The organism is Novosphingobium ovatum, assembly GCF_009909235.1.
Lineage (GTDB): Bacteria > Pseudomonadota > Alphaproteobacteria > Sphingomonadales > Sphingomonadaceae > Novosphingobium > Novosphingobium ovatum.
Window position 1 is genome coordinate 1 of sequence record NZ_JAAAPO010000004.1, and the last position, 21,672, is coordinate 21,672.

Here is a 21,672-nt window from a genome sequence, read left to right on the forward strand (position 1 = left end):
TCAGGCGAATCGCTTCCTCAACCGCGATCTCGTCGAACGGGTTCATGCTCATCTTGACGTTCGCCAAGTCCACACCCGAACCATCCGCCTTCACCCGAGGCTTCACGTTGTAATCCATCACCCGTTTTACGGGTACCAGCAGCTTCATGTGCGCGGTTCCTTTCCGCAATGAACGAAGAAATGGGCAGAAATGCTATGCGGCATGACAATCATGCCATCAAACGTCAAGCCCCGCAGCACCATCAGCGCTGCGGGGCCATCCGTATCACATGCGTGACTGCCTGTCGGTCAGGGCCTGCATCTTCAGGCCCCGATAAATCAGGCCTTGGCCTTGTTCACTTCGGCCACGATCTTGACGGCAGCGTCGCCCAGATCATTGGCGGCCACGATCGGCAGGCCCGAATTGTTCAGCAATTCCTTGCCGGCTTCGACGTTGGTGCCTTCCAGACGGACCACCAGCGGCACCGACAGGCTGACTTCCTTGGCCGCCTCGATGATGCCGGCGGCGATGACGTCGCACTTCATGATGCCGCCAAAGATGTTGACCAGAATGCCTTCGACCGCGGGGTCCGACAGAATGATCTTGAACGCGGCGGTCACCTTCTCGGTGGTGGCGCCGCCGCCCACGTCCAGGAAGTTGGCGGGGAAGGCGCCGTTCAGCTTGATGATGTCCATGGTGGCCATGGCCAGACCCGCGCCGTTCACCATGCAGCCGATGTTGCCATCCAGCTTGATGTAGGCCAGGTCATACTTGCTGGCTTCCAGCTCGGCCGGGTCTTCCTCGGTCTCGTCGCGCAGGGCCATGACCTCGGGGTGGCGGAACAGAGCGTTGGAATCAAAGCTCATCTTGGTGTCCAGCACCAGCAGGTTGCCCGACTTGTCCTCAACCAGCGGGTTGATTTCCAGCATGTCGCAATCCAGCGCGACAAAGGCGTCATACAGCTGCTTGCCCAGCACCTGCGCCTGCTTGTTGGTGTCGCCCTTCAGCTTCAGGGCGAAGGCGATGGCGCGGCCGTGGTGCGGCTGGAAGCCCGACGCGGGGTCGATGCTGATCGTGCTGATCTTTTCCGGCGTGTTGTGGGCCACGTCCTCGATGTCCATGCCGCCTTCGGTCGACACGATGAACGAAACGCGGCTGCTCTTGCGGTCAACGACCAGCGAGAGGTAATATTCATGGGCGATGTCAACGCCATCGGTGACATACAGGCGGTTCACCTGCTTGCCAGCTTCGCCGGTCTGGATGGTGACCAGCGTGTTGCCCAGCATTTCCTTGGCGTGCGATTCGACTTCGTCCAGGTTGAAGGCCAGACGGACGCCGCCCTTGGCGTCAGCAGGCAGTTCCTTGAACTTGCCCTTGCCACGGCCACCGGCGTGGATCTGCGACTTGACCACATACAGCGGCCCGGGCAGCTGCTTGGCGGCGGCGACGGCTTCTTCAACGGTCAGGGCAGCATGGCCGGCCGGAATGGCCACGCCGAACTTGGCCAGCAGTTCCTTGGCCTGATATTCATGGACGTTCATCGGTAAATCCCGCTATTGCTGGCCTTACGGCCCTTTGTCTGGCGCGGGCATAAGCACAGCCGGCGCGGATTGAAAAGACTTACGTGTGCGAATGATTATCAATTGCAAACTTTGATCGGACCGCAGTGGACGCATGATTGACCGGGCGCATCTAGAAAACATCATCCGCAATGCGGGCAAGATGGCCATGGCGTTCTGGCCTGGGCAGGGCAATCATCTGAATCATTGGGAAAAAGCGCCAAATAACCCGGTGAGCGAGGCCGACATGGCGGTGGACGCCTATCTGAAGGACGCGTTGGGCAACCTGTTACCTTCGGCAGGGTGGCTATCAGAAGAGACAGGGGACAGTTTGGCGCGCCGCGAAGGCTCGCTGATCTGGCTGGTGGACCCGATTGACGGCACGCGCGACTTTATCGCCGGGCTGGGCGGCTGGGCGGTGTCGGTTGCGCTGATTTCGGCCGGGCGGCCGCTGATCGGGGCGCTCTATGCTCCGGCGCGCATGGTCGATCAGGGGGGCGAGTTCTGGTGGGCGGAGGCGGCGCGCGGGGCAACCCGCAATGGCACCCCGTTGCGAGCGAGTCGCAGGACCGATCTGCCCGGCGCGCGCGTCCCCACAACCGTCCTGCCGCCCGACCTGCGGGTGCCGCTGACCATGGTGGACAAGCCGAACTCGATCGCGCTGCGCATGGCGATGATCGCCGCGGATGAGGCGGATATAGTGGCCAGCACCCGCTGGGGCTATGAATGGGACATCGCGGCCGCCGCCCTGATCCTGCACGAGGCGGGTGGGCGCGTGACCGATGCCCATGGCGAAAAGCTGAGCTTTAACAAGATGAACCCGCGCGATTACGGCGTGTTGGCCACCGCACCCGACATCCACGCCGATGCGTTGGCCTTTCTTCAGAACCCCGTGGGCGGGCCGGGATAAGCTTTCCTCCGCATGGCCCTTCGCGCGCGCGGCAGATGCTGCTAGGGAAGGGGGGTGATGAACTTTCCCTGGACGGATGTGGCCGTCATTTGCGGCCTGATTGTGCTCAATGGCCTGTTTTCCATGTCGGAACTGGCGATTGTGTCGGCGCGTCCGGCGCGGCTGCGGGTGGCGGCCGATCGGGGCAACCGGGGCGCGCGTGTCGCGCTGCGGCTGATCGACAATCCGGGCAAGCTGCTCTCGACCGTGCAGGTGGGGATCACGGTGATCGCGCTGGTGACGGGCGCCTTTTCCGAAGGCGCGCTGTCGGCCCCGGTGGCCCAGCGCATGGCGGCGGCGGGCATGTCGGGCGAATTGGCCGAGCATCTCTCGAGCATTCTGGTGCTGGCCGTCACCACCTTTGTCAGCCTGATCATCGGCGAACTGGTGCCCAAGCAACTGGCCCTGCGCCATGCCGAGGCGATCGGCTGCTTCGCCGCGCCGCCGATGGCGCTGATGGCGCGGATGATGGCGCCGCTGGTGTGGTTGCTGGATGTGTCGACGCGGATGATCCTGCGGCTGTTTGGCCGGGTGGACACTGACGCCAACCGCATGACCGAGGAAGAGATCCACCTGATGTTTGCCGAGGCCACCCGCCATGGCGTGATCGAGGAGGAAGAGCGCGCGATCATGACCGGCATCATGCGTCTGGCCGACCGGCCGGTGCGCGAATTGATGACCCCCCGGACCGAGATCGACTGGATCGACCGTCACGCCAGCGAGGCCGAGATTCGCGCCGAATTGCGCGGCAGCCCGCACAGCCTGTTGCCGGTGGCCGATGGCTCGCCTGACAATATCGTCGGCGTGGTCAAGGTGCGCGAGGTGCAGGCGGCCTTGATGGCGGGCGGGCCGCTGGATCTGGGGGCGCTGTTGCGCAAGGCCGAGGCGGTGCCTGACCAGCTGGACGCGATGGACGCGCTGCGGGTGTTGCAGCAGTCGGGCGTGTCGATGGCGATGGTGCATGACGAATATGGCCATCTGGAGGGCATCGTGACGCCCGCCGATCTGCTGTCAGCCATCGTCGGCGATTTCGTCAGCCATCTGGACGAAGGTGACGTGCCGATGGTGGTCGAGCGTGAGGATGGCTCGATGCTGATCGCCGGGGGATTGCCCGCTGACGCGCTGGCCGACCGGCTGGGGCTGGATCTGCCCGATGACCGCGATTACGCCACCGCTGCCGGTTTCGTTCTGGAAGTGCTAAAGCGCCTGCCGCGCGAAGGCGACCATTTCATCCATGACGGCTGGCGCTGGGAAGTGGTGGACATGGACCGCCGCAAGATCGACAAGCTGCTGGTTTCGCGGCTGGAACCGGCCTCCGAAAACGCCTGACACTGGACAGACGATGGCCAATAAAAAAGGCGGCCCTGCGATTGTGCGGGGCCGCCCTTTTGCTGTTGGGTGGGGGCTTACTGCCCGGTCACCCGCGCCTCACGGCCGTCACCGGCAGGCGCGGCGATGATGTCGCTGGTCACGCCGCCCTTGGTCGCGGTCAGCGTGCGCGGATCGGCCACGGTCGAACGGATCGAGGGATCGGGCGCGCCGGTACGGGCGGCAACGCTACGCTCCACGCCGCTGCGCTGTGCCGGGCCGCCGAACATCGCGTCCAGCGTTTCCTGCTGCTGCGTGCGGCTGGCGGGACGGGGCGCGCCCGGCTGCGGCGGAGTCAGCGCGAAATCGGGCGGCACCCACAGCGGCGCCTGACGCTGCACCGCGAATTCATCGGGACGCACGCGATTGAACAACCCGCCCGCACCACAACCGGTCAGCAGGACAGTGGTGGCACAGGCCACCAGAACAGCGGAAATCTTGCGCATATACTCTTAACTCTCCGGGGCGGGATAGGCCGGTTCAGACGTGTCGCCGGCCTGCTTTTCGCGCGAAAGAAACGAACGGGCAAGGATAATCAGGACGCCAAAGGTGATCGCCACATCCGCCAGGTTGAAAATCAGGAACGGACGCCACGCGCCAAAGTGCAGATCGGCGTAATCGACCACATGGCCCAGCGCCACACGGTCCAGAATATTGCCCAGCGCGCCGCCCAGAATCAGGCCCAGCGGCAACGTGTCGGCGCGGCGCGTTTCGCGCAACATCCAGATCAGCACCCCTGCCGCGATCAGCCCGGTCATCGCCACCAGCGCCCAGCGTTGGGCATCGGAATTGGCGGTGAACAGGCCCAGCGACACGCCGTAATTTTCGGCCCACGACAGACCAAAGATCGGCAGCAGCGGGATATCGGGGGTGGCGGCATCCCATTGGCCGTTGATCACCCGGCCTTCGTGCAGCGCGCGCAGCGCCAAGGGCCCGCTGACCAGCCATTTGACCAGCTGATCACCGGCGAAGGTGGCCACCGCCACCCACAATCCCTGAATATGCGCGCGCAATATCGTCATTCCGCGCCGTCCATGCCCGACACAACCTGATCGCAACGTGAACAAAGATCGCCGTCCTCGGCAACCTCGGGCAGGTGACGCCAGCAGCGGCCGCATTTGTGGTGCCCGGTCTTTTCCACCTTGGTCTCAGGCCCGGTGTGGACGGCCGCAACGATGAAGATTTCGGCCAGATCGGTGTCGCCCGGATCACCGGCATAGGTGTATTCCGCCTCAAGGCTGGACTTGATCACCTTTTCCCGGCGCAGCGGCTCGATCGCTTCGTTGGCGGCCATGCGGGTGGCGCGGATCGCGGACCACTTGTCCTCATCCACGCTGGACTGCGGCAGTTCGGGCCATTCCAGCAAATGCACGCTGTCCGCCTCGGGATAGCGCGATGCCCACACTTCCTCGGCCGTGAATACCAGCACGGGCGCGGCATAGCGGATCAGCGCGTGGAACAGGATGTCCAGCGTGGTGCGATAGGCCATCCGCTTGGGATCATCCACCGCATCGCAATAGAGGCAATCCTTGCGGATATCGAAGAAGAAGGCCGACAGATCCTCGTTGCAGAAGTCGGTCAGGGCGCGGACATAGCTGTTGAAGTCATAATCCGCGATCGCCTGACGCAGCGTGCCATCCAGCCGCGCCAGCAACGCCAGAACATAGCGCTCCAGCTCGGGCATGGCGGCCACATCGACGCGTTCGGCGTCGCTGAACCCGTCCAGCGCGCCCAGCAGATAGCGGAAGGTGTTGCGCAGCTTGCGGTATTGGTCGGCGATGCCCTTCAGGATCTCGTCACCGATGCGGTGGTCCTCGGTATAGTCCACCGAGAGCGCCCACAGGCGGATGATGTCCGCGCCATAGGTCTCCATCACCTTCAACGGATCGACCGTGTTGCCCAGCGACTTGGACATTTTCATGCCCTTTTGATCCATGGTAAAGCCATGGGTCAGGATCGCCTTATACGGGGCATGGCCGCGCGTGGCACAGCTTTCCAGCAAGCTCGACTGGAACCAGCCGCGATGCTGGTCCGAGCCTTCAAGGTACAGGTCCGCCTTGGGCCCGGTATAGCCTTCGGGGCGCAGCAGGTCGGGCCACTTGCCGCTTTCCAGCACAAAGGCGTGGGTGGAGCCAGAGTCAAACCACACGTCCAGAATGTCGGTGACGCGCTCGTAATCCTCGAGGTTGTAGTCAGCGCCCAGATATTCCTGCGCGCGGGCGTCTTCCCATGCGTCCACACCCTCGGCGCGGATGGCATCGATGATGCGGGCGTTGACGGCGGGGTCGTTCAGATATTCGCCCGTTTTGCGATCCACGAACAGGGTGATCGGCACACCCCACGCGCGCTGGCGCGAGAGCACCCAGTCCGGGCGGCCATCGACCATGCTGCCGATGCGGTTGCGGCCCTTGTCCGGGACAAAGCGGGTGGCGTCAATCGCCGCCTTGGCGCGGTTGCGCAGCGTGTCGGGCGAGAGGATCGTGGCGAGGTCAAACATGTCCTCGGCCTCGTGCAGGGGGGCCAGATCCTTGTCCATCGGCACGAACCATTGCGGCGTGCAGCGATAGATCACCTTGGCCTTGGACCGCCACGAGTGGGGATAGGAATGCTTGTAATCGGCGCTGGCCGCCAGCAGGCCGCCATGGCCACCCTCGTTTGCTTCGCGCAGGGCGGTGCAGATCGGGCCATCGGGGGCGTTGAACTTGGGATTGATGACGCTGCCTTCGCCGCCCAGCCACGGCCAGTCAGCGCGATAGCGGCCATCGCCATCCACGGCGAACACCGGGTTGATCTTGTTCGCCTTGCACAGGGCAAAGTCATCCTCGCCATGGTCGGGCGCCAGATGGACAAAGCCGGTGCCCGATTCCACCGTGACGAATTCACCCGACAACAGCGGGCGCGGGCGGGTGTAGAATTCGGATTCGGGGAAGGCATGGGCCATCGGGTGGCGCACCTTGGTCCCGGCGAGCGAGGCACCCTTTACAAAGAAGTGCAGGTCATGCGTCTCATGGCCCAGACGCTTGATAAAGGCCTCCACCAGCGGTTCGGCGATCAGGTATTTGTTCCCGTCCGCCTCGATCAGGTGGTAATCGATATGCGCGCCATAGCCGATGGCCTGATTGACCGGCAGCGTCCAGGGCGTTGTGGTCCAGATCACCACATAGGCGCCAATCAGATCGGTATCGACCGCCTCGACGATTTCAAAGGCGACGTCGATCTGGGTGCTGGTGATGTCTTCATATTCGACCTCGGCCTCGGCCAGGGCGGTCTTTTCCACCGGCGACCACATCACCGGCTTGGCGCCGCGATACAATTGGCCGCTGCGGGCGAACTTCAGCAATTCGGCAACGATCGTCGCCTCGGCGGTAAAGTCCATCGTCAGGTACGGGTTGTCCCAGTCGGCGTTGATGCCCAGACGCTTCAACTGCTCACGCTGGGCGTTCACCCATGTCTGCGCATAGGCGCGGCATTCGGCGCGGAATTCCTTGGGGGGAACCTCGTCCTTGTTCTTTTTCTTCTTGCGGTATTCTTCCTCGACCTTCCACTCGATCGGCAGGCCGTGGCAGTCCCAGCCGGGAACATAGGGCGCGTCCTTGCCCAGCAGCGACTGGCTGCGCACCACCATGTCCTTGAGGATGTGGTTCAGCGCGTGGCCGATATGCATGTTGCCATTGGCATAGGGCGGACCATCATGCAGGATGAACTTTTCCCGGCCCGCGCGCGCGTCGCGCAGGCGGCGGTACAGGTCCTGATCCTGCCATCCCTTCAGAATGCCCGGTTCCTTTTGCGGCAGGCCGGCCTTCATGGGGAAATCGGTCTTCGGCAGGAAGACGGTGTTACGATAGTCGCGCTTTTCGGTCATGGCCGGGTGCCTTAGCGTCTGGCGCGGTTTCCTGCAAACCATGATCGGCCCGGAAACATCAGGGCAAACACGGATTCTGCGCGGTGATCAGACCGATTCCAGAATTTCCCGCGCCGCATCACAGTCATGGCCGATCTGCGTGGTTAACGCCTCCAGCGACTCGAACCGCGCCTCGCCCCGCAAAAAGGCGTGAAAGGCGATCTCGATGTCCTGTCCGTACAGGTCGCCGGCAAAGTCAAAGAAATGCGGTTCCAGCAGTTCCTTGGGGGGCGTGAAATGGGGGCGGATGCCGATATTGGCCGCGCCCTTCAGCACGCGGCCATCGGGCAAACGCCCCGTTACCGCATAGATGCCATAGGCGGGCCGCAGATAATCGCCCAGCGCCAGATTGGCGGTGGGAAAGCCGATGGTGCGTCCGACCTTGTCGCCATGCTGCACATGGCCGCGCAGGGCAAAGGGGCGGGTCAGCAGGCGCGTTGCGGCGGCCATGTCACCGGCCTGCAACGCCCGGCGGATGCGGCTGGAGGACACCACTTCGCCCTCATCGGTCACCGGGCCAATCGCGCGCGAACGCAGCCCAACCTCTGCCCCCAGTTCGCGCAGCGTGGCGATCGTGCCCGACCGCCCCTTGCCAAAGGTGAAGTCTTCGCCCGTCACCACGCCCGCCGCGCCCAATTGCGCGCCCAGCACGCCATGCACCCAGTCATGCGCGCTGCTGGCCGCCATGGCGGCGTCAAACACAAACACCAGCATCGCGTCCGCCCCGGCGGCGGCAAACCATTCCTGCCGCTGATCCAGCGACGACAGGCGGAAGGGCGCGGAGCCGGCGGCAAAGAACTCGACCGGATGGGGATCAAAGGTGGCGACGATGGCCGGGCGGCCCTCGGCCTTGGCCCAGGCGATGGCTTCGCCCACCACGGCCTGATGGCCGCGATGAAAGCCGTCGAAATTGCCCAGCGCGATGATCGCGCCGCGCAAGGCTTCGGGCAAGGGGTTGCGGGAGGACACGCGAATCATGGGAAGCCGCCTATACCGCCCGATGCAACGTGGCAAAAGCAAAGGCTGGCCTGCCTTCTTGGGCAGGGTGATCGCTGCGGGCCACCTCGACCCATTCGGCCCCCGGCATGGGCATCAGCGTATCGCCGGTGGGGGCGGCATCGATATGGGTGATCTCGATCACATCGGCGCGCGGCAGGAACTGGGCATAGATCTGCCCGCCGCCCACCACGCACACCTGTGGCACATCGCCCGCCAGCGCCAGCGCGGTATCGATATCGGGCGCGGTTTCGGCCCCCGGCGCGGCCCAACCGGCATCGCGGGTCAGCACGATATGGCGGCGGCCGGGCAATAGGCCGGGCAGCGATTCAAACGTCTTGCGCCCCATGATCATCGGGTGGCCCATGGTCACCGCCTTGAAATGCTTCAGGTCGGCGGGCAGGTGCCACGGCATTGTCCCGTCGGCGCCGATCACGCCATTGGCGGCGCGCGCCACAACAAGGACAATGCGCGTCATCCCCGCGTCACAGAGTCAGGCGCGTGACATGGCCCATCTTGCGCCCGGGGCGGGCCGCGGCCTTGCCATACAGGTGCAGATGGTTGGCCGGATCAGCCAGAATCGTCGGCCAGTCATGCGCATCATCGCCGATCAGGTTCTTCATCTCGGCACCCTTGACCGCCAAGGTTGTCAGGCCCAGCGGCAGGCCACAGATCGCGCGGATGTGGTTTTCAAACTGGCTGGTCAGCGCGCCCTCGATCGTCCAGTGGCCCGAGTTGTGGACGCGCGGCGCCATTTCGTTGAACACCGGCCCATCGGCGGTGGCAAAGAATTCCAGCGTCAGCACGCCGACATAATCCAGCCGCTCGGCCACCTGACGCGCCAGATCGCGGGCGGCGGGCACCTGATCCAGAATCAGCGCCGGGGCGGGCACCTGCGTCACGTCCAGAATGCCGCCCTTGTGGATGTTGAGCGCGCTGTCCCAGAACTGGATGTCGCCATCCGCGCCACGCGCCAGAATGACGCTGAATTCAGCCTCGAAGGTGACAAAGCCCTCATAGATCAGCGCCTGATCGGGCAGGTCCAGCCCTTCGGCATCGGCAGGCGACATGATGCGCCACTGTCCCTTGCCATCGTACCCATCGCGGCGGGTTTTCAGGATGCCCGGCGTGCCGATGGTGGCCATCGCCCGGTCCAGATCCGCCCGGCTGTCCACCGCCATAAAGGGCGCGGGGCGGCCACCCAATGCGGTGACAAAGGTCTTTTCGTTCAGGCGGTCCTGCGCGGTTTCCAGCGCGCGGGGATGGGCCAGCAACGGCACATCGCCCAGCGCGGCCAGCGGGCCGACCGGCACATTCTCGAACTCATAGGTGATGACGGCGCAATCGGCGGCAAATGCCGTCATCGCCGCCGTGTCATCCCATGCCGCACAGGTAAACGCTGCCGACACATCGGCCGCGATGCTGTCAGCCTCGGGCGCGAAGATATGCACCCGATAGCCCAGCCGCGCGGCCGCCACCGCCAGCATGCGGCCCAATTGGCCGCCACCCAGAATGCCGATCGTCTCGCCCGGAGGAATCATCGCGCCAATTCTGCTCCGCTCAGTCGACCGGACGTTCAGCAACGCTGTCGGTCTGCGCCACGCGGAACGCCTTCACCCGCTCGGACAGGGCCGGGTCGCTGGTCGCCAGCATCTTGGCCGCCAGCAGGCCGGCGTTGGTCGCGCCCGCCTCGCCAATGGCCAGACAGCCGACCGGCACGCCCGCGGGCATCTGCACGATCGAGAGCAGCGAGTCCTTGCCCGACAGCGCCTTGCTCTGCACCGGCACGCCCAGCACCGGCAGATGCGTCATGCTGGCCACCATGCCCGGCAGATGCGCCGCGCCGCCCGCGCCCGCGATGATGATCTTGAACCCTTCGTCCGCCGCGCTCTTGGCAAAGTCGATCAGGCGATCAGGCGTGCGATGCGCCGAGACGATGCGCACATCATGCACCACGCCCAGCTGGGTCAGGATATCGGCGGCCTTTTTCATGGTGTGCCAGTCGGACTGGCTGCCCATGACGATCGAGACGAGAGCACCGGGACGGGTCATGACTTAACGCTCCGAAAGATAGTAGCGGTCGGTGGCGACCAGATTGTCGTCCAGCTCATAGATGATGGGCTGGCCGGTGGGGATCTCCAGATTGAGGATGTCCTCGTCCGAGATGTTCGAGAGATGCTTGACCAGCGCGCGCAGGCTGTTGCCATGGGCGGCGACGATCACCGTCTCGCCCTTGGCCAGCTGGGGGGCGATGGCCTGCTCGTAATAGGGCAGGACGCGCTCGATCGTCAGCTTGAGCGATTCGGTGCTGGGGATGGCAATCCCGGCGTAACGCGGGTCCTGCTTCAGGTCGAATTCGCTGCCGTCTTCCAGCACCGGGGGCGGCACGTCGAACGAACGGCGCCAGATCTTGACCTGTTCCTCGCCATGCTTGGCGGCGGTCTCGGCCTTGTCCAGCCCGGTCAGCCCGCCATAGTGGCGCTCGTTCAGGTGCCAGTCCTTGTATTCGGGGATCCAGCTGCGACCGGCGGCATGCAGCGCCAGATGCAGCGTGCGGATCGCGCGCGTCTGGAAACTGGTAAAGGCGACGGTGGGCAGGATGCCCTTTTCGCGCAGCAGGGCGCCGGCGGCGCGGGCTTCGCCCTCACCCTTTTGCGTCAGATCGACATCCCACCAGCCGGTGAAGCGGTTTTCCAGGTTCCACTGGCTTTGGCCGTGACGGACAAGAATAAGGCGAGGCACTGTAATCCCACTCCCTCTTGATGGGTGTATGCACAGATTGGCGGGCGCGACGCGCGCGTGATCCCGCTGTTTATCCGGCCCCTAGCCCCTTGGGGGGGGTTTGGAAAGGGCGCGTTTTGACCCAACCGCCCGCCGATCAGCCGCGTGATTCGGGTGATGGCGCGGGGGGCGGGCCATCCTGCGGGCGGGATTCGCCGGATTCGCCGCCTGCTGTGCGGGCGGCGGGTGGGGTGATGGCGCGGGCCTGCGCCTTGCGGCGGTGGAGATTCTCGCGCAGCTTGGCGGCCAGAACATCCTCGCGGCTTTGGGGCCTGGCCCCGGATTCTGCGGATTTTTCGGTCATCATGGGGCTCTTTCGGCGCCCCTTGTGCCGCCTTTGTTGTATTTGCTCAAGAAACAACTGCATCGACCGCTTGACATTCGTGTTTTCCCCGGCCAATAGCGCGCCTCCAGCCGAGGCCCAGCAGGGCTAACCGGCGAGAAACTGTGGTGTGCTGCTGTAGCTCAGTGGTAGAGCGCATCCTTGGTAAGGCTGAGGTCGGGAGTTCAATCCTCCCCAGCAGCACCACAGTTCCCGCCTGCGGGCGGTATCCCCCACATCCCGGATTTGCGGCTCATTGCGCCCCCATCACGATCAGCGCGCGCGTTGTGCCGGGCGCGGGTGAACGCCCTCGATCATCCCAAAAGCCAATGATCAGTTCGCCTGTCCGGCCAGATGTTTTGTGTAAAAGCGCTGCTGTGCCTGTTCCTTGCGGGCGTACAGGGTTGCGCTGTTGGTCAACCCTCTATTTGGATTGGCCATAAGGATAGGCGTCGATCCGCCTTTGCCTCCGTAAACGTTCGCGCATGACCGGGCCATACAGACGCCCGGCGGTTGTTTACAACGGGGAGGCATAGATGATTACATTCCGCAACTTGCTGCTGGTATCGGCAGCGACGGTGCTGCCGCTGGCCGCGCCGCAGGCGATGGCCCAGACCGCGCCCGCCGCGCCCGAGGCCAACAGCGGCCTGAGCGACATCATCGTCACCGCGCGCAAGCGGGTCGAGAGCGCGCAGTCGGTGCCGGTGGCCGTGACCGCCATTTCGGCCAAGACCATCGAAACCCGCGACATGACCAGCATCGAAAAGATCGCGGCTGCAACCCCCAGCCTGACCGTGGGCCATGCCTCGAACGGTTCGGCGGCGCAGGTGACGCTGCGCGGCATCGGCTCGTCCTCGACCTCGATCGGTATCGAGCAGTCGGTCGCCACGGTGGTCGATGGCGTCTATTACGGTCAGGGCCGCGTGCTGGAAGAAGGCTTCTTTGATCTGGCCGGCGTCGAGGTGCTCAAGGGCCCGCAGGTGCTGTTCTTTGGCAAGAACGCGACCGCAGGCGTGATCTCGATCAAGACCGCCGATCCGACCGCCACTTGGCAGTCGACGCTGCGCGCCTCGTATGAGGTGGTGGGGCAGCAGGCGCGTCTGGAAGGCATGGTTTCGGGCCCGCTGAGCGATACGCTGGGCATCCGCGTGGCGCTGCGTGGCACGCGCGGCTGGGGCGGCTATTACGACAACGTCTCAACCGCCCACACCATCACCTATCCCTATTCGCCCACGCCCAGCGCGGCCTATACCTCGAACCCCACCTCCAGCGACCAGCCCGGCGCCAAGGAAATTCTGGGCCGCGTCACGCTCAAGTGGCAGCCCAGCAGCGACATCACCAATACGTTCAAGGTGGCGTTTGACCTGAACCGCACGGCGAACGCCTCGTACAACTATGTCGCCTACTGGTGCCCGACCGGCAAGACCGGCCTGTCCGGTTACAGCTGCGGCTTCAATTTCCAGACGCATCAGAACGATCTGCCCGCGCAAGTCGCGCGCAACTTCCCGTTTGCCGAGGATGGCCGCCTGTACAACCGCTATCGCTCGGTCGCGGTGACCAACAATTTCAGCTATAATCTGGGCTCGGTCACGCTGACCAACGTCACCAATTACAACTGGAACAACAACCGCTGGCTGTGCGCGTGCGAGTTCGACTCGAACGCCTTCTCGGTCTGGGCGACGGAAAATTCCAGCTGGAGCGCTTTCTCGAACGAGACGCGCGCGCTGACCAGCTATGACGGTCCGTTGAACCTGATGGCCGGCGTGCTGTACCAGAAGACCCGCCGTGATTTCGCGCAATATGTCTCGTACAGCCTGACCAACGCCCCGGCACAGGGCGCCGATCAGTATATGGACGGCACCAAGGCCAGCCGTACCGATGGCGAGACGATCTCGGCCTTTGGTCAGGTGATGTGGAAGCTGCTGGAAGGCTTCGAGCTGGACGCGGGCGTGCGCTACACCCACGAGACCAAGGACAGCTGGTTCATCCAGCCCTATACCAGCCCGGCCTTTATCGGCGTGTGGCCTTCGGGTTCGGCCTCGCGCGTGACGGCCCATCAGGTGTTCGACAACTGGTCGCCCGACGTCACGCTGACGTATAAGCCGATGCGCGATGTCATGTTCTATGCCGCCTACAAGACCGGCTACAAGTCGGGCGGTTTCTCGAACGGGGGCATCTATTCGCTGGCCTCGGTCAACCCGGCCAACCCTTCGGCTGACTTTGTCTTCAACCCCGAAACCGTCCATGGCTTTGAAGCGGGCGTGAAGTCGACGCTGATGCACAATCAGCTGCGTCTGAACTTGTCTGCCTATAGCTACAAGTACAAGAACCTGCAGATCGACTATTTCGACTCGGTCAAGGTGGCGTTCCAGACGCTGACGGCCGATGCCATCACCAAGGGCGTCGAGCTGGAGTTCGAGTTCGCGCCGCGTGCGGTGTCGGGCCTGAACCTGCATGGCAATCTGAACTACAACGATGCCAAATACAGCCAGTTCTCGGTCGCGCCCTGCTATGGTGGCCAGTCGATTTCCGAAGGCTGTAACCTGACCGCGACGGGCGCTGCGATTGGCGTGGGCGGGACAGGCGTGCGCCAGAATCTGACCGGCCGCGGGCTGGGCATGGCGCCGCATTGGACGGGGGCGATCGGCTTCTCGTATGACACCTCGATCAGCCCGACGCTCAAGGCGGGGATCAGCGCGGATGTGCGCTATTCGTCGGCCTATCTGGTGTCGGGCTTTGCCCAGCCGGATTCGCGCAACCCGGCCTATGCCGTGCTGGACATGGCCGTGCGCATCGGTTCCGAGGATGACCGCTGGCAGTTCGCCGTTCTGGGCAAGAACCTGACCAACAAGCAGTACATCAACGGTGGCGTTGACGGCCCGCTGACCGGCAGCGGCACGGGGACGGCTTCGGGCGTGCATGCCGATCAGTTCGGCTTTGGCGCGATGCCGCGCACGGTGCAGTTCCAGGCGACGATGCGCTTCTGATCCTGCAACAGGCTTAGGGCAAAAGGCGGGGGCCGCGCGGTCGTGTGCAGACACGGCGGCCGGCCCCCTGCCTGTTTTGGGCGTCTGCTTTTAAGGCAGGCGGAGTCAGGCGGGGGCAGTGCTGGCCTCGTCCACCGGCAACACATCCACCCCCACGCTTAACGATTGGCCGCCGCCGCCGTGGAACACCCCGTCCAGCGGGGCCACATCGCCATAGTCGCGCCCCATGCCCAGCACGATATGGTCGCCACCGGCCAGACAGGCGTTGGTCGGATCAAACCCCACCCAGCCGATGTCCGGCCCACACCACAGCGCCACCCATGCATGCATCGCGTCGGCCCCCACCAGCCGCGGCTGGCCCTTGGGCGGCAGGGTGCGCAAATAGCCGCTGACATAGGCGGCCGACAGACCCATCGCCCGCGCCGCGATGATCATGATATGGGCAAAGTCCTGACACACCCCATGGCGCGCCTGAAACGCCTGAATGGGCGGGGTTTGCGCGGTGGTGGCGGTCGGATCAAAGCGGAAATCGGCATGGATCGCGGCCATCAGCGCCCGGCCCGCGCCGATCACCCCCATCGCGTCCTGCACCAAGGGCGCGGCCCATGCCGCAATGTCCGGCTCTGCCCGCGCGATGGGCGAGGCATGGCAATAGGCCGCCGGTCCGCGCGGCCCCAGATCGCGCGATGCCAGCACCATCGCGCGCACCGCCGCCACGCTGGGCCCGTCGCCATCGGGCAGGGCGGGCGGTGTGACGGTCACGCGAAACCGGCTGATGATATCCAGAGCGCTGATCGGCCCGCCCATGGTGATCCGTGTCTGCGACAGGCCAAAAGCGCCCGTTTCCTGTCGCCATACGGCGGGCGTGGGCGTGATGGTCAGTGTGGGATTGGTGACCTCCTGCCCTGGCCAGGGCGCAGGCGTCAGCCGCAACAGGAATTGCGCCAGTTGCACCGGCCCGGCGTAACGCTGGCTGGTGGTATGCGTCACGTCATAGATCATGCCAGCAACGCCTCTGGCCCTGTGGCGGCCTGCCGCTCGACCGGCAGGAAATAGCGCGCCGCGATGGTTTCAGACAGCGTCATCAGCCGGGTTTCGATCTCGTGCAACCGGGCCTCGTCGATATCCTCGACCGACAGGGATTGCAGCAGCGCCAACACCCCGCGCGCGCTGCGCAACGGGCGTTCGGGCAGATTGTCGTCGCGCAACCGTGGCAGCCCCGCCAGATGGTCGCACAACCGTTCCACCTGATAGACCAGCGAGCGCGGGTTGTCCGGGTCCAGCAGCACCAGATCCAGCACTGGCAACCGCATCGCCCCCGCCAGATAGCGCGCGCGATAGGTGATCTGTGCCAGACACAGTTCCAGCAGCGCGTTCAGCGCGTCGACATCGGCGCCCGGCCGGGCCAGCACGCGGGTGACGTGGCAGATCGACAGCGCCCGTTCCAGCCGGCGGCCCATGTCCAGAAAGTCATAGGCGGGCCCGCGCACCATGTTTTCCGCCATCTGCCCGGCCAGCGCGCCAAAGCGTTCCAGCAATTCGCGCGTCCAGCGCATCAGCCCCTGCGGGTGGGTATCGCGGATCGGCGGCAGGGCGCGGTTGGCAATCCGCCAGAAATCGCGGGCAAAGCGTTGGCGCAGGCCCAGTCCGGCCGTCTGGAACCGGCGGACCAGCGCGTGGATGCCGCCGGGCAATTGCGCCTCGGCCAAGGCGGCGGCGCACAGGCGGTCCAGCGGCTGCCCCACCGTATCGGGCGCGATCGCCCCCCATTGCACCAGCAATTGCACCATGGCGTTGGTCGCCTCGGCCTCACCTTCGCCCGCGCCGTCGACCTCGATCGAGCTGCCCAGCAGATTGCCCAGCACCCGCAGCGTCATTTCGGCCCGTTCGCCATAGCGGGCGAACCAGAACAGGTTGTCGGCCGTCTGGCTGGCCAGAATGCCACCACCGCGCCGGATCGGGGCGGATGGCGTATCGCCGATGGCTTCGGGGCGGGGTTGGGGCAGGGGATCGACCACCCACACATCCGCCGACAGATCGCCACTGTCCAGCAAGGCGCCGGGCATCGCATCGGGCGAAATCAGCCGGGCAAAGCCGCCCGACATCACACTCCACCCGCCATGCCCGTCGCGCGCGACAAAGGCGCGCAGCGTGAACGGGCGCGGCACCAGCGCGTCCCCCACCAGCGCGGGGGTGGTGGCCATTTGCAGGATCTCCTGCCCGGCGTAATCCATCGGGCGGCGGCGCATCGCGGCGATCAGTTCGGCACGTTGCGCGGCGGTCAGGTCCGCGCCCACCACCCGGCCTGATGCGGGCAGACCCACAGCCTGCGTGCCAAAAGCGCTGGCGATCACCAGATCGTCGATCCGCGCGATCACATCCTCGGCCTCGGCCGGTTGGCCACACCACCATGTGGCGATGTTGGGCAACAGGGGTTCCTCGTTCAGCAAGACCCCGCACAGGCGCGGCAGGAAGGCGGCCATGGCGCGGCTTTCCAGCACTTCGACGCCGGGCCAATTGGCCATTTCCAGCCCGCCGCGCGCCCATGCGCCAAACAGGTCGGGCACCCCCAGACTGGAGCGCGCGTCAAACGCCAGCGGGTCCAGCGCATTGGTGTCCAGCCAGCGCCACAATGCGTCGATCCGTTTGGGCCCGGCGATGGTGCGCAGATACAGGCGATCCTCCTGCACCATCAGGTCGCGCCCTTCGACCAGTGGAAAGCCCAGATAGCGCGCCAGATAGGCCTGTTCGGCGTGGCTTTGATTCAGCAAACCGGGCGAGAGCAGCGCGATGCGCGGGTTTTCCCGCCCGCAATCGGCGGCAATCCCGCTGCGCAGATCGGCGAAAAAACCCGACATGCGCCGCACATGCACATCGCCCAGCAGGCTGCCGGTCTGGCGGCTGATGGCCAGCCGGTTTTCCAGCGCATAGCCCACTCCATTGGCCAGCCGCAGCCGGTCGGACAGGATGCGCCATTGTCCGTCCGGTCCGCGCGCCAGATCCACGGCATAGACATGCAGGTAATGGTCGGCCAGCGGCCGCAGCCCGCGCATGCTGCGCGCGAAATAGGGGCTGCCGGTGACAAGCGCTGCGGGCACATGACCATCGGCCACCAGCCGCCCCGCGCCATAGATATCCCCGGCCACCGCCTCCATCAGGCGGGCGCGCTGGATCAGGGCGGCCTCGATCTGCCCCCATTCGGCGGCATCGATCAACACCGGCATGGCGCTTAACGGCCAGTCGCGCTCGTCCGCATCGCCCGTCAGGCGATAGGTCAGGCCCAGATCCTGCACCTGCCGCGTCAGTTGTTCCTGAAACGCGGACGGCTGACCATCAGACAGCGCCGATAACCCGCAGGCCACCTGTTGCCAGCGCGCGACCATATCCGGGCTGGCGCCGCGATACAGATCCCCGCGCCCACCCGCCGGGGCATAGGCCGCCAGCCAGTCGCCCATCAGCGCGCTATCCAGAACAGGGTCAGCGGACATGGACTCCGCGCCGCAGATCCAGCGTCATCGGAAATTCTCCCGGCAGCTCCTCGGGCGGCGGAGCGATTGTGCCCGGTGTGTGGCCCATATCGGCAAAACGCGCCTTGCGCCGTGCCTCTGCCTCATAGCTGTTGACCGGTACCGTATCGTAATTGCGCCCCCCCGGATGGGCCACATGATACACACAACCGCCCAGACTGCGATGGTTCCACGTGTCCACCACGTCAAAGGTCAAAGGCGCATGGGGCGGCATCATCGGATGCAGGCAATTGGCGGGCCACCACGCCTTGTACCGCACGCCGCCGATGGCTTCGCCCGGTTGGTTGGTGGGCGTCATCGGCACGCGGCGGCCGTTGCAGGTGATGATGTGGCGGCCCGGTGTCAGGCCGGTGGCGCGCACCTGCAACCGCTCGGTCGAATTGTCGACATAGCGCACCGTGCCGCCAATCGCCCCGGTTTCGCCCAGTACGTTCCACGGCTCCAGCGCATGGGTGATTTCCAGCTGCACGCCGCCGGCCTGCACGCTGCCATGGATGGGGAAACGGAACTGGCGCTGGGCCTCGAACCAGACGGGGTCGAAATCATAGCCCGCGCGGCGCAGATCGTTCAGCACGTCCAGGAAATCATCCCATACGCAATGGGGCAGCATGAAGCGGTCATGCAATTGCGTGCCCCAGCGCACCAGCATCCCGTCCTGCGGCTGGCGCCAGAACCACGCGGCCAAGGCGCGGATCAGCAATTGCTGGGCCAGACTCATCCGCGCCTCTGGCGGCATTTCAAAGGCCCGGAATTCCACCAGCCCCAGCCGCCCGGTGGGGCCATCGGGGGAAAACAGCTTGTCGATGCAGATTTCGGTGCGGTGGGTGTTGCCCGTCACATCGACCAGCGAATTGCGCAACAACCGGTCCAGCACCCATGCCAGCGGCTGTGGCTGATCGGGGCCGGGGATTTGGTCCAGCGCGATCTCCAGCTCGTAGAGCCCATCGTGGCGGGCCTCGTCGATGCGGGGGGACTGGCTGGTCGGGCCGATGCACAGCCCGCTGAACAGGTAGGACAGCGAAGGGTGCCGCTGCCAATAGAGCACAAAGCTTTTCAGCAGATCGGGGCGGCGGATGAACGGGCTGTCCAGCAGGCTGGGCCCGCCCAGCACGATATGGTTGCCCCCGCCCGTGCCCACCGCGCGGCCATCGGTCATGAAGCGATCAGCGGTCAGGCCGCATTGGCGCGCGGCCTCATACAGCTTTTCGGTGATCTCCACCTGCTCGGCCCAACTGGCGGCGGGGTGGATGTTCACCTCGATCACGCCGGGGTCGGGCGTCACCTTCAACACGGCCAGACGCGGATCGGAGGGCGGGGCATAGCCCTCGATCCGCACCGGCAGGCTTGTGTCTTCGGCCACGGTCTCGATCGCGGCGATCAGCTCTAGGTAGTCCTCCAGCGTTTCGACCGGGGGCAGGAAGGCCACCAGATAATCGCCATCCGCGCCATGGCGCACCTCAACTGTGATGGCGGTGCGCACCGCGCCCTCGATCGCGCTGGGGTGGATTTGTGGCTGTGGCGCGACATAGGGCAGCGGCGCCAGTTCGGCCAAGCGTTGGCGCGCATCGGGCAGTGGCGCACGGGGCGCGGCCGGGTCCTGCGGGTGGATATAGGGATATTGCGCCGGCGTGAGATAGGGCAAAGACCCCAGCGGCAGGCGATAGCCCAGCGCCGAATCCCCCGGCACGGCATAAAGCACCCCGCGCCGCGTGCGCCATTTCTCGGAAATCCAGCGGCGAACAGGCTGCACCTTGGTCTGCCAGCGCTGCACCGGCAGGGCATGGCCAATCGGCGTCGACAGCCCGCGCTGGAACGTGCGCATGAAGCGTTCGCGCACTTCGGGATCGTCCAGCTTGGGATCGGTGGGGCTGGTGTTTTCGGGCAGCTCGGCCTCACGCAGGATCCAGTCGATGGCGTCCTCATACACCGGCTGGACATAGTCCGGCTCCACCCCCAGCGCGGTGGCCGTGGCCGAGAGGAAGCGCGCGGCATCGTCCGCGCTCAACGGCACGGGGTTGGGCGATTGCCCGGCGATCAGGCTGGCATCGCGCCACACCGGCACGCCATCGCGCCGCCAATAGATCGAATAGCCCCAGCGCGGCAGGCTTTCCCCCGGATACCATTTGCCCTGCCCATGGTGCAGCAAGGCGCCCGGCGCGAATTCGTCCCGCAGCTTGCGGATCAGCCGGTCGGCGTACAACGCCTTGGTCGGGCCGACGGCATCGCCATTCCATTCGGGCGCGTCAAAATCGCCGTCCGCGATAAAGGTCGGCTCGCCACCCATGGTCAGGCGCATGTCCTGCGCGCGGATGTCGGCATCCACCTGCTCGCCCAGCGCCAGCACCTTGGCCCAGCGTTCGTCGGTGAACGGCTTGGTGATGCGCACCGCTTCGGCGATGCGGTCCACGCGCATGTCGAAATGGAAATCGCTGTCGACGGGCTTGCCGTCCTCGGTGGTGTAACCGCCGCTGATCGGCGCGGCGGAGCGGTAATGCGGGGTGGTGCAAAGCGGAATGTGCCCTTCGCCCGCAAACAGGCCCCATGTCGCGTCCAGCCCGATCCAGCCCGCGCCCGGCACATAGACCTCGGTCCAGGCGTGCAGGTCGCACACGTCCTGTGCCACACCGGCCGGGCCGTCCACCGCCACCACATCGGGCGTCAGCTGGATCGAATAGCCCGAGACAAACCGCGCCGCAAAGCCCAGCCGCCGCAGCAATTGCACCAAAAGCCACGCCGAATCCCGGCACGAGCCAGTGCCCACCTCCAGCGTTTCCTCTGGCGTCTGCACCCCCGGTTCCATGCGGATGACATAGCCAACGGTCTGGTTCACATGGGCGTTGATTTCGACCAGAAAGTCGATGGTACGCCCCGTGTGGCCGGTGAATTTCTCCACCATCGCCTCGAACAGCGGGCCTTGGTCCTCGGTATCGTAATAGGCGGCCAGATCCTCGGCCAGCGTGGCGTCATAGGTGAAGGGATAGGTCTCGGCGTAATCCTCGACAAAGAAGTCAAAGGGATTGATCACCGCCAGTTCGGCCAACAGATCGACCTCGATGGCGAAATGGTCGACCGGATCGGGAAACACCACCCGCGCCTGCCAATTGCCGTGCGGGTCCTGTTGCCAGTTCAGGAAATGGTTGGCCGGGCTGATCTTCAGCGAATAATTCGGCACCGCCGTGCGGCTGTGGGGTGCGGGCCGCAATCGGATGACCTGTGGGCCCAGATGGATCGGCTTGCTATAGGAATAGCGGGTGAGGTGGTGAAGCCCGGCCTTGATCATGGGGCCATGTTGTGCGCCAAAC

16 protein-coding genes, 1 tRNA gene and 1 pseudogene are annotated in these 21,672 nt (G+C 65.1%); 4 read left to right on the forward strand and 14 right to left on the reverse strand.

The window, feature by feature from the left end; genetic code table 11:
• Together GTZ99_RS10180 and sucC are read right to left on the reverse strand one after the other, a co-directional pair.
• A pseudogene (locus tag GTZ99_RS10180) lies at positions 1 to 148 on the reverse strand (electron transfer flavoprotein subunit beta/FixA family protein); the annotation flags it as partial.
• Between the two features lie 170 nt (positions 149 to 318).
• On the reverse strand, positions 319 to 1,521 hold the full coding sequence (sucC, locus tag GTZ99_RS10185) for an ADP-forming succinate--CoA ligase subunit beta (protein WP_161718548.1): 1,203 nt from the start codon (positions 1,519 to 1,521) through the stop codon (positions 319 to 321).
• Between the two features lie 133 nt (positions 1,522 to 1,654).
• On the opposite strand from sucC, the gene GTZ99_RS10190 reads away from it, so the two are divergent.
• Entirely contained in the window at positions 1,655 to 2,449 is a 795-nt protein-coding gene (locus tag GTZ99_RS10190) for a 3'(2'),5'-bisphosphate nucleotidase CysQ (protein WP_161718550.1), read from the forward strand.
• A gap of 54 nt (positions 2,450 to 2,503) precedes the next feature.
• The gene (locus GTZ99_RS10195) at positions 2,504 to 3,817 is read left to right on the forward strand and encodes a hemolysin family protein (protein WP_161718552.1); all 1,314 of its coding nucleotides are present in this window, start codon (positions 2,504 to 2,506) and stop codon (positions 3,815 to 3,817) included.
• Positions 3,818 to 3,894: 77 nt separating this feature from the next.
• Here the strand turns inward: GTZ99_RS10195 and GTZ99_RS10200 are convergent, their stop codons facing one another.
• The 9 genes from GTZ99_RS10200 to GTZ99_RS10240 form a co-directional block, all read right to left on the reverse strand.
• The gene (locus tag GTZ99_RS10200) at positions 3,895 to 4,302 is read right to left on the reverse strand and encodes a DUF3035 domain-containing protein (RefSeq protein WP_161718554.1); all 408 of its coding nucleotides are present in this window, start codon (positions 4,300 to 4,302) and stop codon (positions 3,895 to 3,897) included.
• Between the two features lie 6 nt (positions 4,303 to 4,308).
• Positions 4,309 to 4,878, reverse strand: a complete 570-nt coding sequence (lspA, locus tag GTZ99_RS10205) for a signal peptidase II (protein WP_161718556.1) — start codon at positions 4,876 to 4,878, stop codon at positions 4,309 to 4,311.
• Entirely contained in the window at positions 4,875 to 7,718 is a 2,844-nt protein-coding gene (gene ileS, locus GTZ99_RS10210; RefSeq protein WP_161718558.1) for an isoleucine--tRNA ligase, read from the reverse strand. Before ileS ends, lspA begins: the two co-directional genes overlap by 4 nt.
• 87 nt (positions 7,719 to 7,805) lie before the next feature.
• On the reverse strand, positions 7,806 to 8,735 hold the full coding sequence (locus GTZ99_RS10215) for a bifunctional riboflavin kinase/FAD synthetase (protein ID WP_201742485.1): 930 nt from the start codon (positions 8,733 to 8,735) through the stop codon (positions 7,806 to 7,808).
• 10 nt (positions 8,736 to 8,745) lie between these two features.
• The gene (locus tag GTZ99_RS10220; RefSeq protein ID WP_161718560.1) at positions 8,746 to 9,231 is read right to left on the reverse strand and encodes a dihydrofolate reductase; all 486 of its coding nucleotides are present in this window, start codon (positions 9,229 to 9,231) and stop codon (positions 8,746 to 8,748) included.
• A gap of 7 nt (positions 9,232 to 9,238) precedes the next feature.
• The gene (locus GTZ99_RS10225; protein WP_161718562.1) at positions 9,239 to 10,294 is read right to left on the reverse strand and encodes a 5-(carboxyamino)imidazole ribonucleotide synthase; all 1,056 of its coding nucleotides are present in this window, start codon (positions 10,292 to 10,294) and stop codon (positions 9,239 to 9,241) included.
• Between the two features lie 19 nt (positions 10,295 to 10,313).
• A complete protein-coding gene (gene purE, locus GTZ99_RS10230; protein WP_161718564.1) occupies positions 10,314 to 10,805 on the reverse strand; it encodes a 5-(carboxyamino)imidazole ribonucleotide mutase in 492 nt (163 codons plus the stop codon).
• A 3-nt stretch (positions 10,806 to 10,808) separates the two neighbouring features.
• The gene (gene gpmA / locus GTZ99_RS10235) at positions 10,809 to 11,495 is read right to left on the reverse strand and encodes a 2,3-diphosphoglycerate-dependent phosphoglycerate mutase (RefSeq protein ID WP_161718566.1); all 687 of its coding nucleotides are present in this window, start codon (positions 11,493 to 11,495) and stop codon (positions 10,809 to 10,811) included.
• A gap of 136 nt (positions 11,496 to 11,631) precedes the next feature.
• Positions 11,632 to 11,934 (reverse strand): hypothetical protein, encoded by a 303-nt coding sequence (locus tag GTZ99_RS10240; protein ID WP_227711257.1) that lies wholly within the window; start codon positions 11,932 to 11,934, stop codon positions 11,632 to 11,634.
• A 54-nt stretch (positions 11,935 to 11,988) separates the two neighbouring features.
• Here GTZ99_RS10240 and GTZ99_RS10245 point away from each other — a divergent pair.
• Positions 11,989 to 12,063: transfer RNA gene (locus GTZ99_RS10245), tRNA-Thr, on the forward strand.
• 329 nt (positions 12,064 to 12,392) lie between these two features.
• Positions 12,393 to 14,843: a TonB-dependent receptor gene (locus GTZ99_RS10250; RefSeq protein WP_161718568.1), complete on the forward strand. Its 2,451-nt coding sequence runs from the start codon at positions 12,393 to 12,395 to the stop codon at positions 14,841 to 14,843.
• Positions 14,844 to 14,948: 105 nt separating this feature from the next.
• Here GTZ99_RS10250 and GTZ99_RS10255 read toward each other — a convergent pair whose 3' ends face one another.
• Genes GTZ99_RS10255 through GTZ99_RS10265 form a run of 3 tightly spaced genes read right to left on the reverse strand, consistent with a single transcriptional unit; the run spans position 14,949 to position 21,650 of the window.
• A complete protein-coding gene (locus GTZ99_RS10255; RefSeq protein ID WP_161718570.1) occupies positions 14,949 to 15,845 on the reverse strand; it encodes a transglutaminase family protein in 897 nt (298 codons plus the stop codon).
• Positions 15,842 to 18,331, reverse strand: a complete 2,490-nt coding sequence (locus tag GTZ99_RS10260) for a circularly permuted type 2 ATP-grasp protein (RefSeq protein ID WP_227711258.1) — start codon at positions 18,329 to 18,331, stop codon at positions 15,842 to 15,844. The genes GTZ99_RS10255 and GTZ99_RS10260 overlap by 4 nt, the downstream gene beginning before the upstream one ends.
• Complete coding sequence (locus tag GTZ99_RS10265) at positions 18,321 to 21,650, reverse strand: transglutaminase family protein (protein ID WP_161718572.1); 3,330 nt, start codon at positions 21,648 to 21,650, stop codon at positions 18,321 to 18,323. The genes GTZ99_RS10260 and GTZ99_RS10265 overlap by 11 nt, the downstream gene beginning before the upstream one ends.
• Between the last annotated feature and the right edge of the window lie 22 nt (positions 21,651 to 21,672).

Bases quoted from the DNA above. Each gene is read 5' to 3' on its own strand.
- GTZ99_RS10190 (WP_161718550.1), top strand. From the start codon at position 1,655: ATGATTGACCGGGCGCATCTAGAAAACATCATCCGCAATGCGGGCAAG.
- GTZ99_RS10255 (WP_161718570.1), bottom strand. From the start codon at position 15,845: ATGATCTATGACGTGACGCATACCACCAGCCAGCGTTACGCCGGGCCG.
- GTZ99_RS10260 (WP_227711258.1), bottom strand. From the start codon at position 18,331: ATGTCCGCTGACCCTGTTCTGGATAGCGCGCTGATGGGCGACTGGCTG.
- GTZ99_RS10225 (WP_161718562.1), bottom strand. From the start codon at position 10,294: ATGATTCCTCCGGGCGAGACGATCGGCATTCTGGGTGGCGGCCAATTG.
- GTZ99_RS10220 (WP_161718560.1), bottom strand. From the start codon at position 9,231: ATGACGCGCATTGTCCTTGTTGTGGCGCGCGCCGCCAATGGCGTGATC.
- lspA (WP_161718556.1), bottom strand. From the start codon at position 4,878: ATGACGATATTGCGCGCGCATATTCAGGGATTGTGGGTGGCGGTGGCC.
- purE (WP_161718564.1), bottom strand. From the start codon at position 10,805: ATGACCCGTCCCGGTGCTCTCGTCTCGATCGTCATGGGCAGCCAGTCC.
- GTZ99_RS10200 (WP_161718554.1), bottom strand. From the start codon at position 4,302: ATGCGCAAGATTTCCGCTGTTCTGGTGGCCTGTGCCACCACTGTCCTG.
- GTZ99_RS10250 (WP_161718568.1), top strand. From the start codon at position 12,393: ATGATTACATTCCGCAACTTGCTGCTGGTATCGGCAGCGACGGTGCTG.
- ileS (WP_161718558.1), bottom strand. From the start codon at position 7,718: ATGACCGAAAAGCGCGACTATCGTAACACCGTCTTCCTGCCGAAGACC.
- sucC (WP_161718548.1), bottom strand. From the start codon at position 1,521: ATGAACGTCCATGAATATCAGGCCAAGGAACTGCTGGCCAAGTTCGGC.
- GTZ99_RS10265 (WP_161718572.1), bottom strand. From the start codon at position 21,650: ATGATCAAGGCCGGGCTTCACCACCTCACCCGCTATTCCTATAGCAAG.
- GTZ99_RS10215 (WP_201742485.1), bottom strand. From the start codon at position 8,735: ATGATTCGCGTGTCCTCCCGCAACCCCTTGCCCGAAGCCTTGCGCGGC.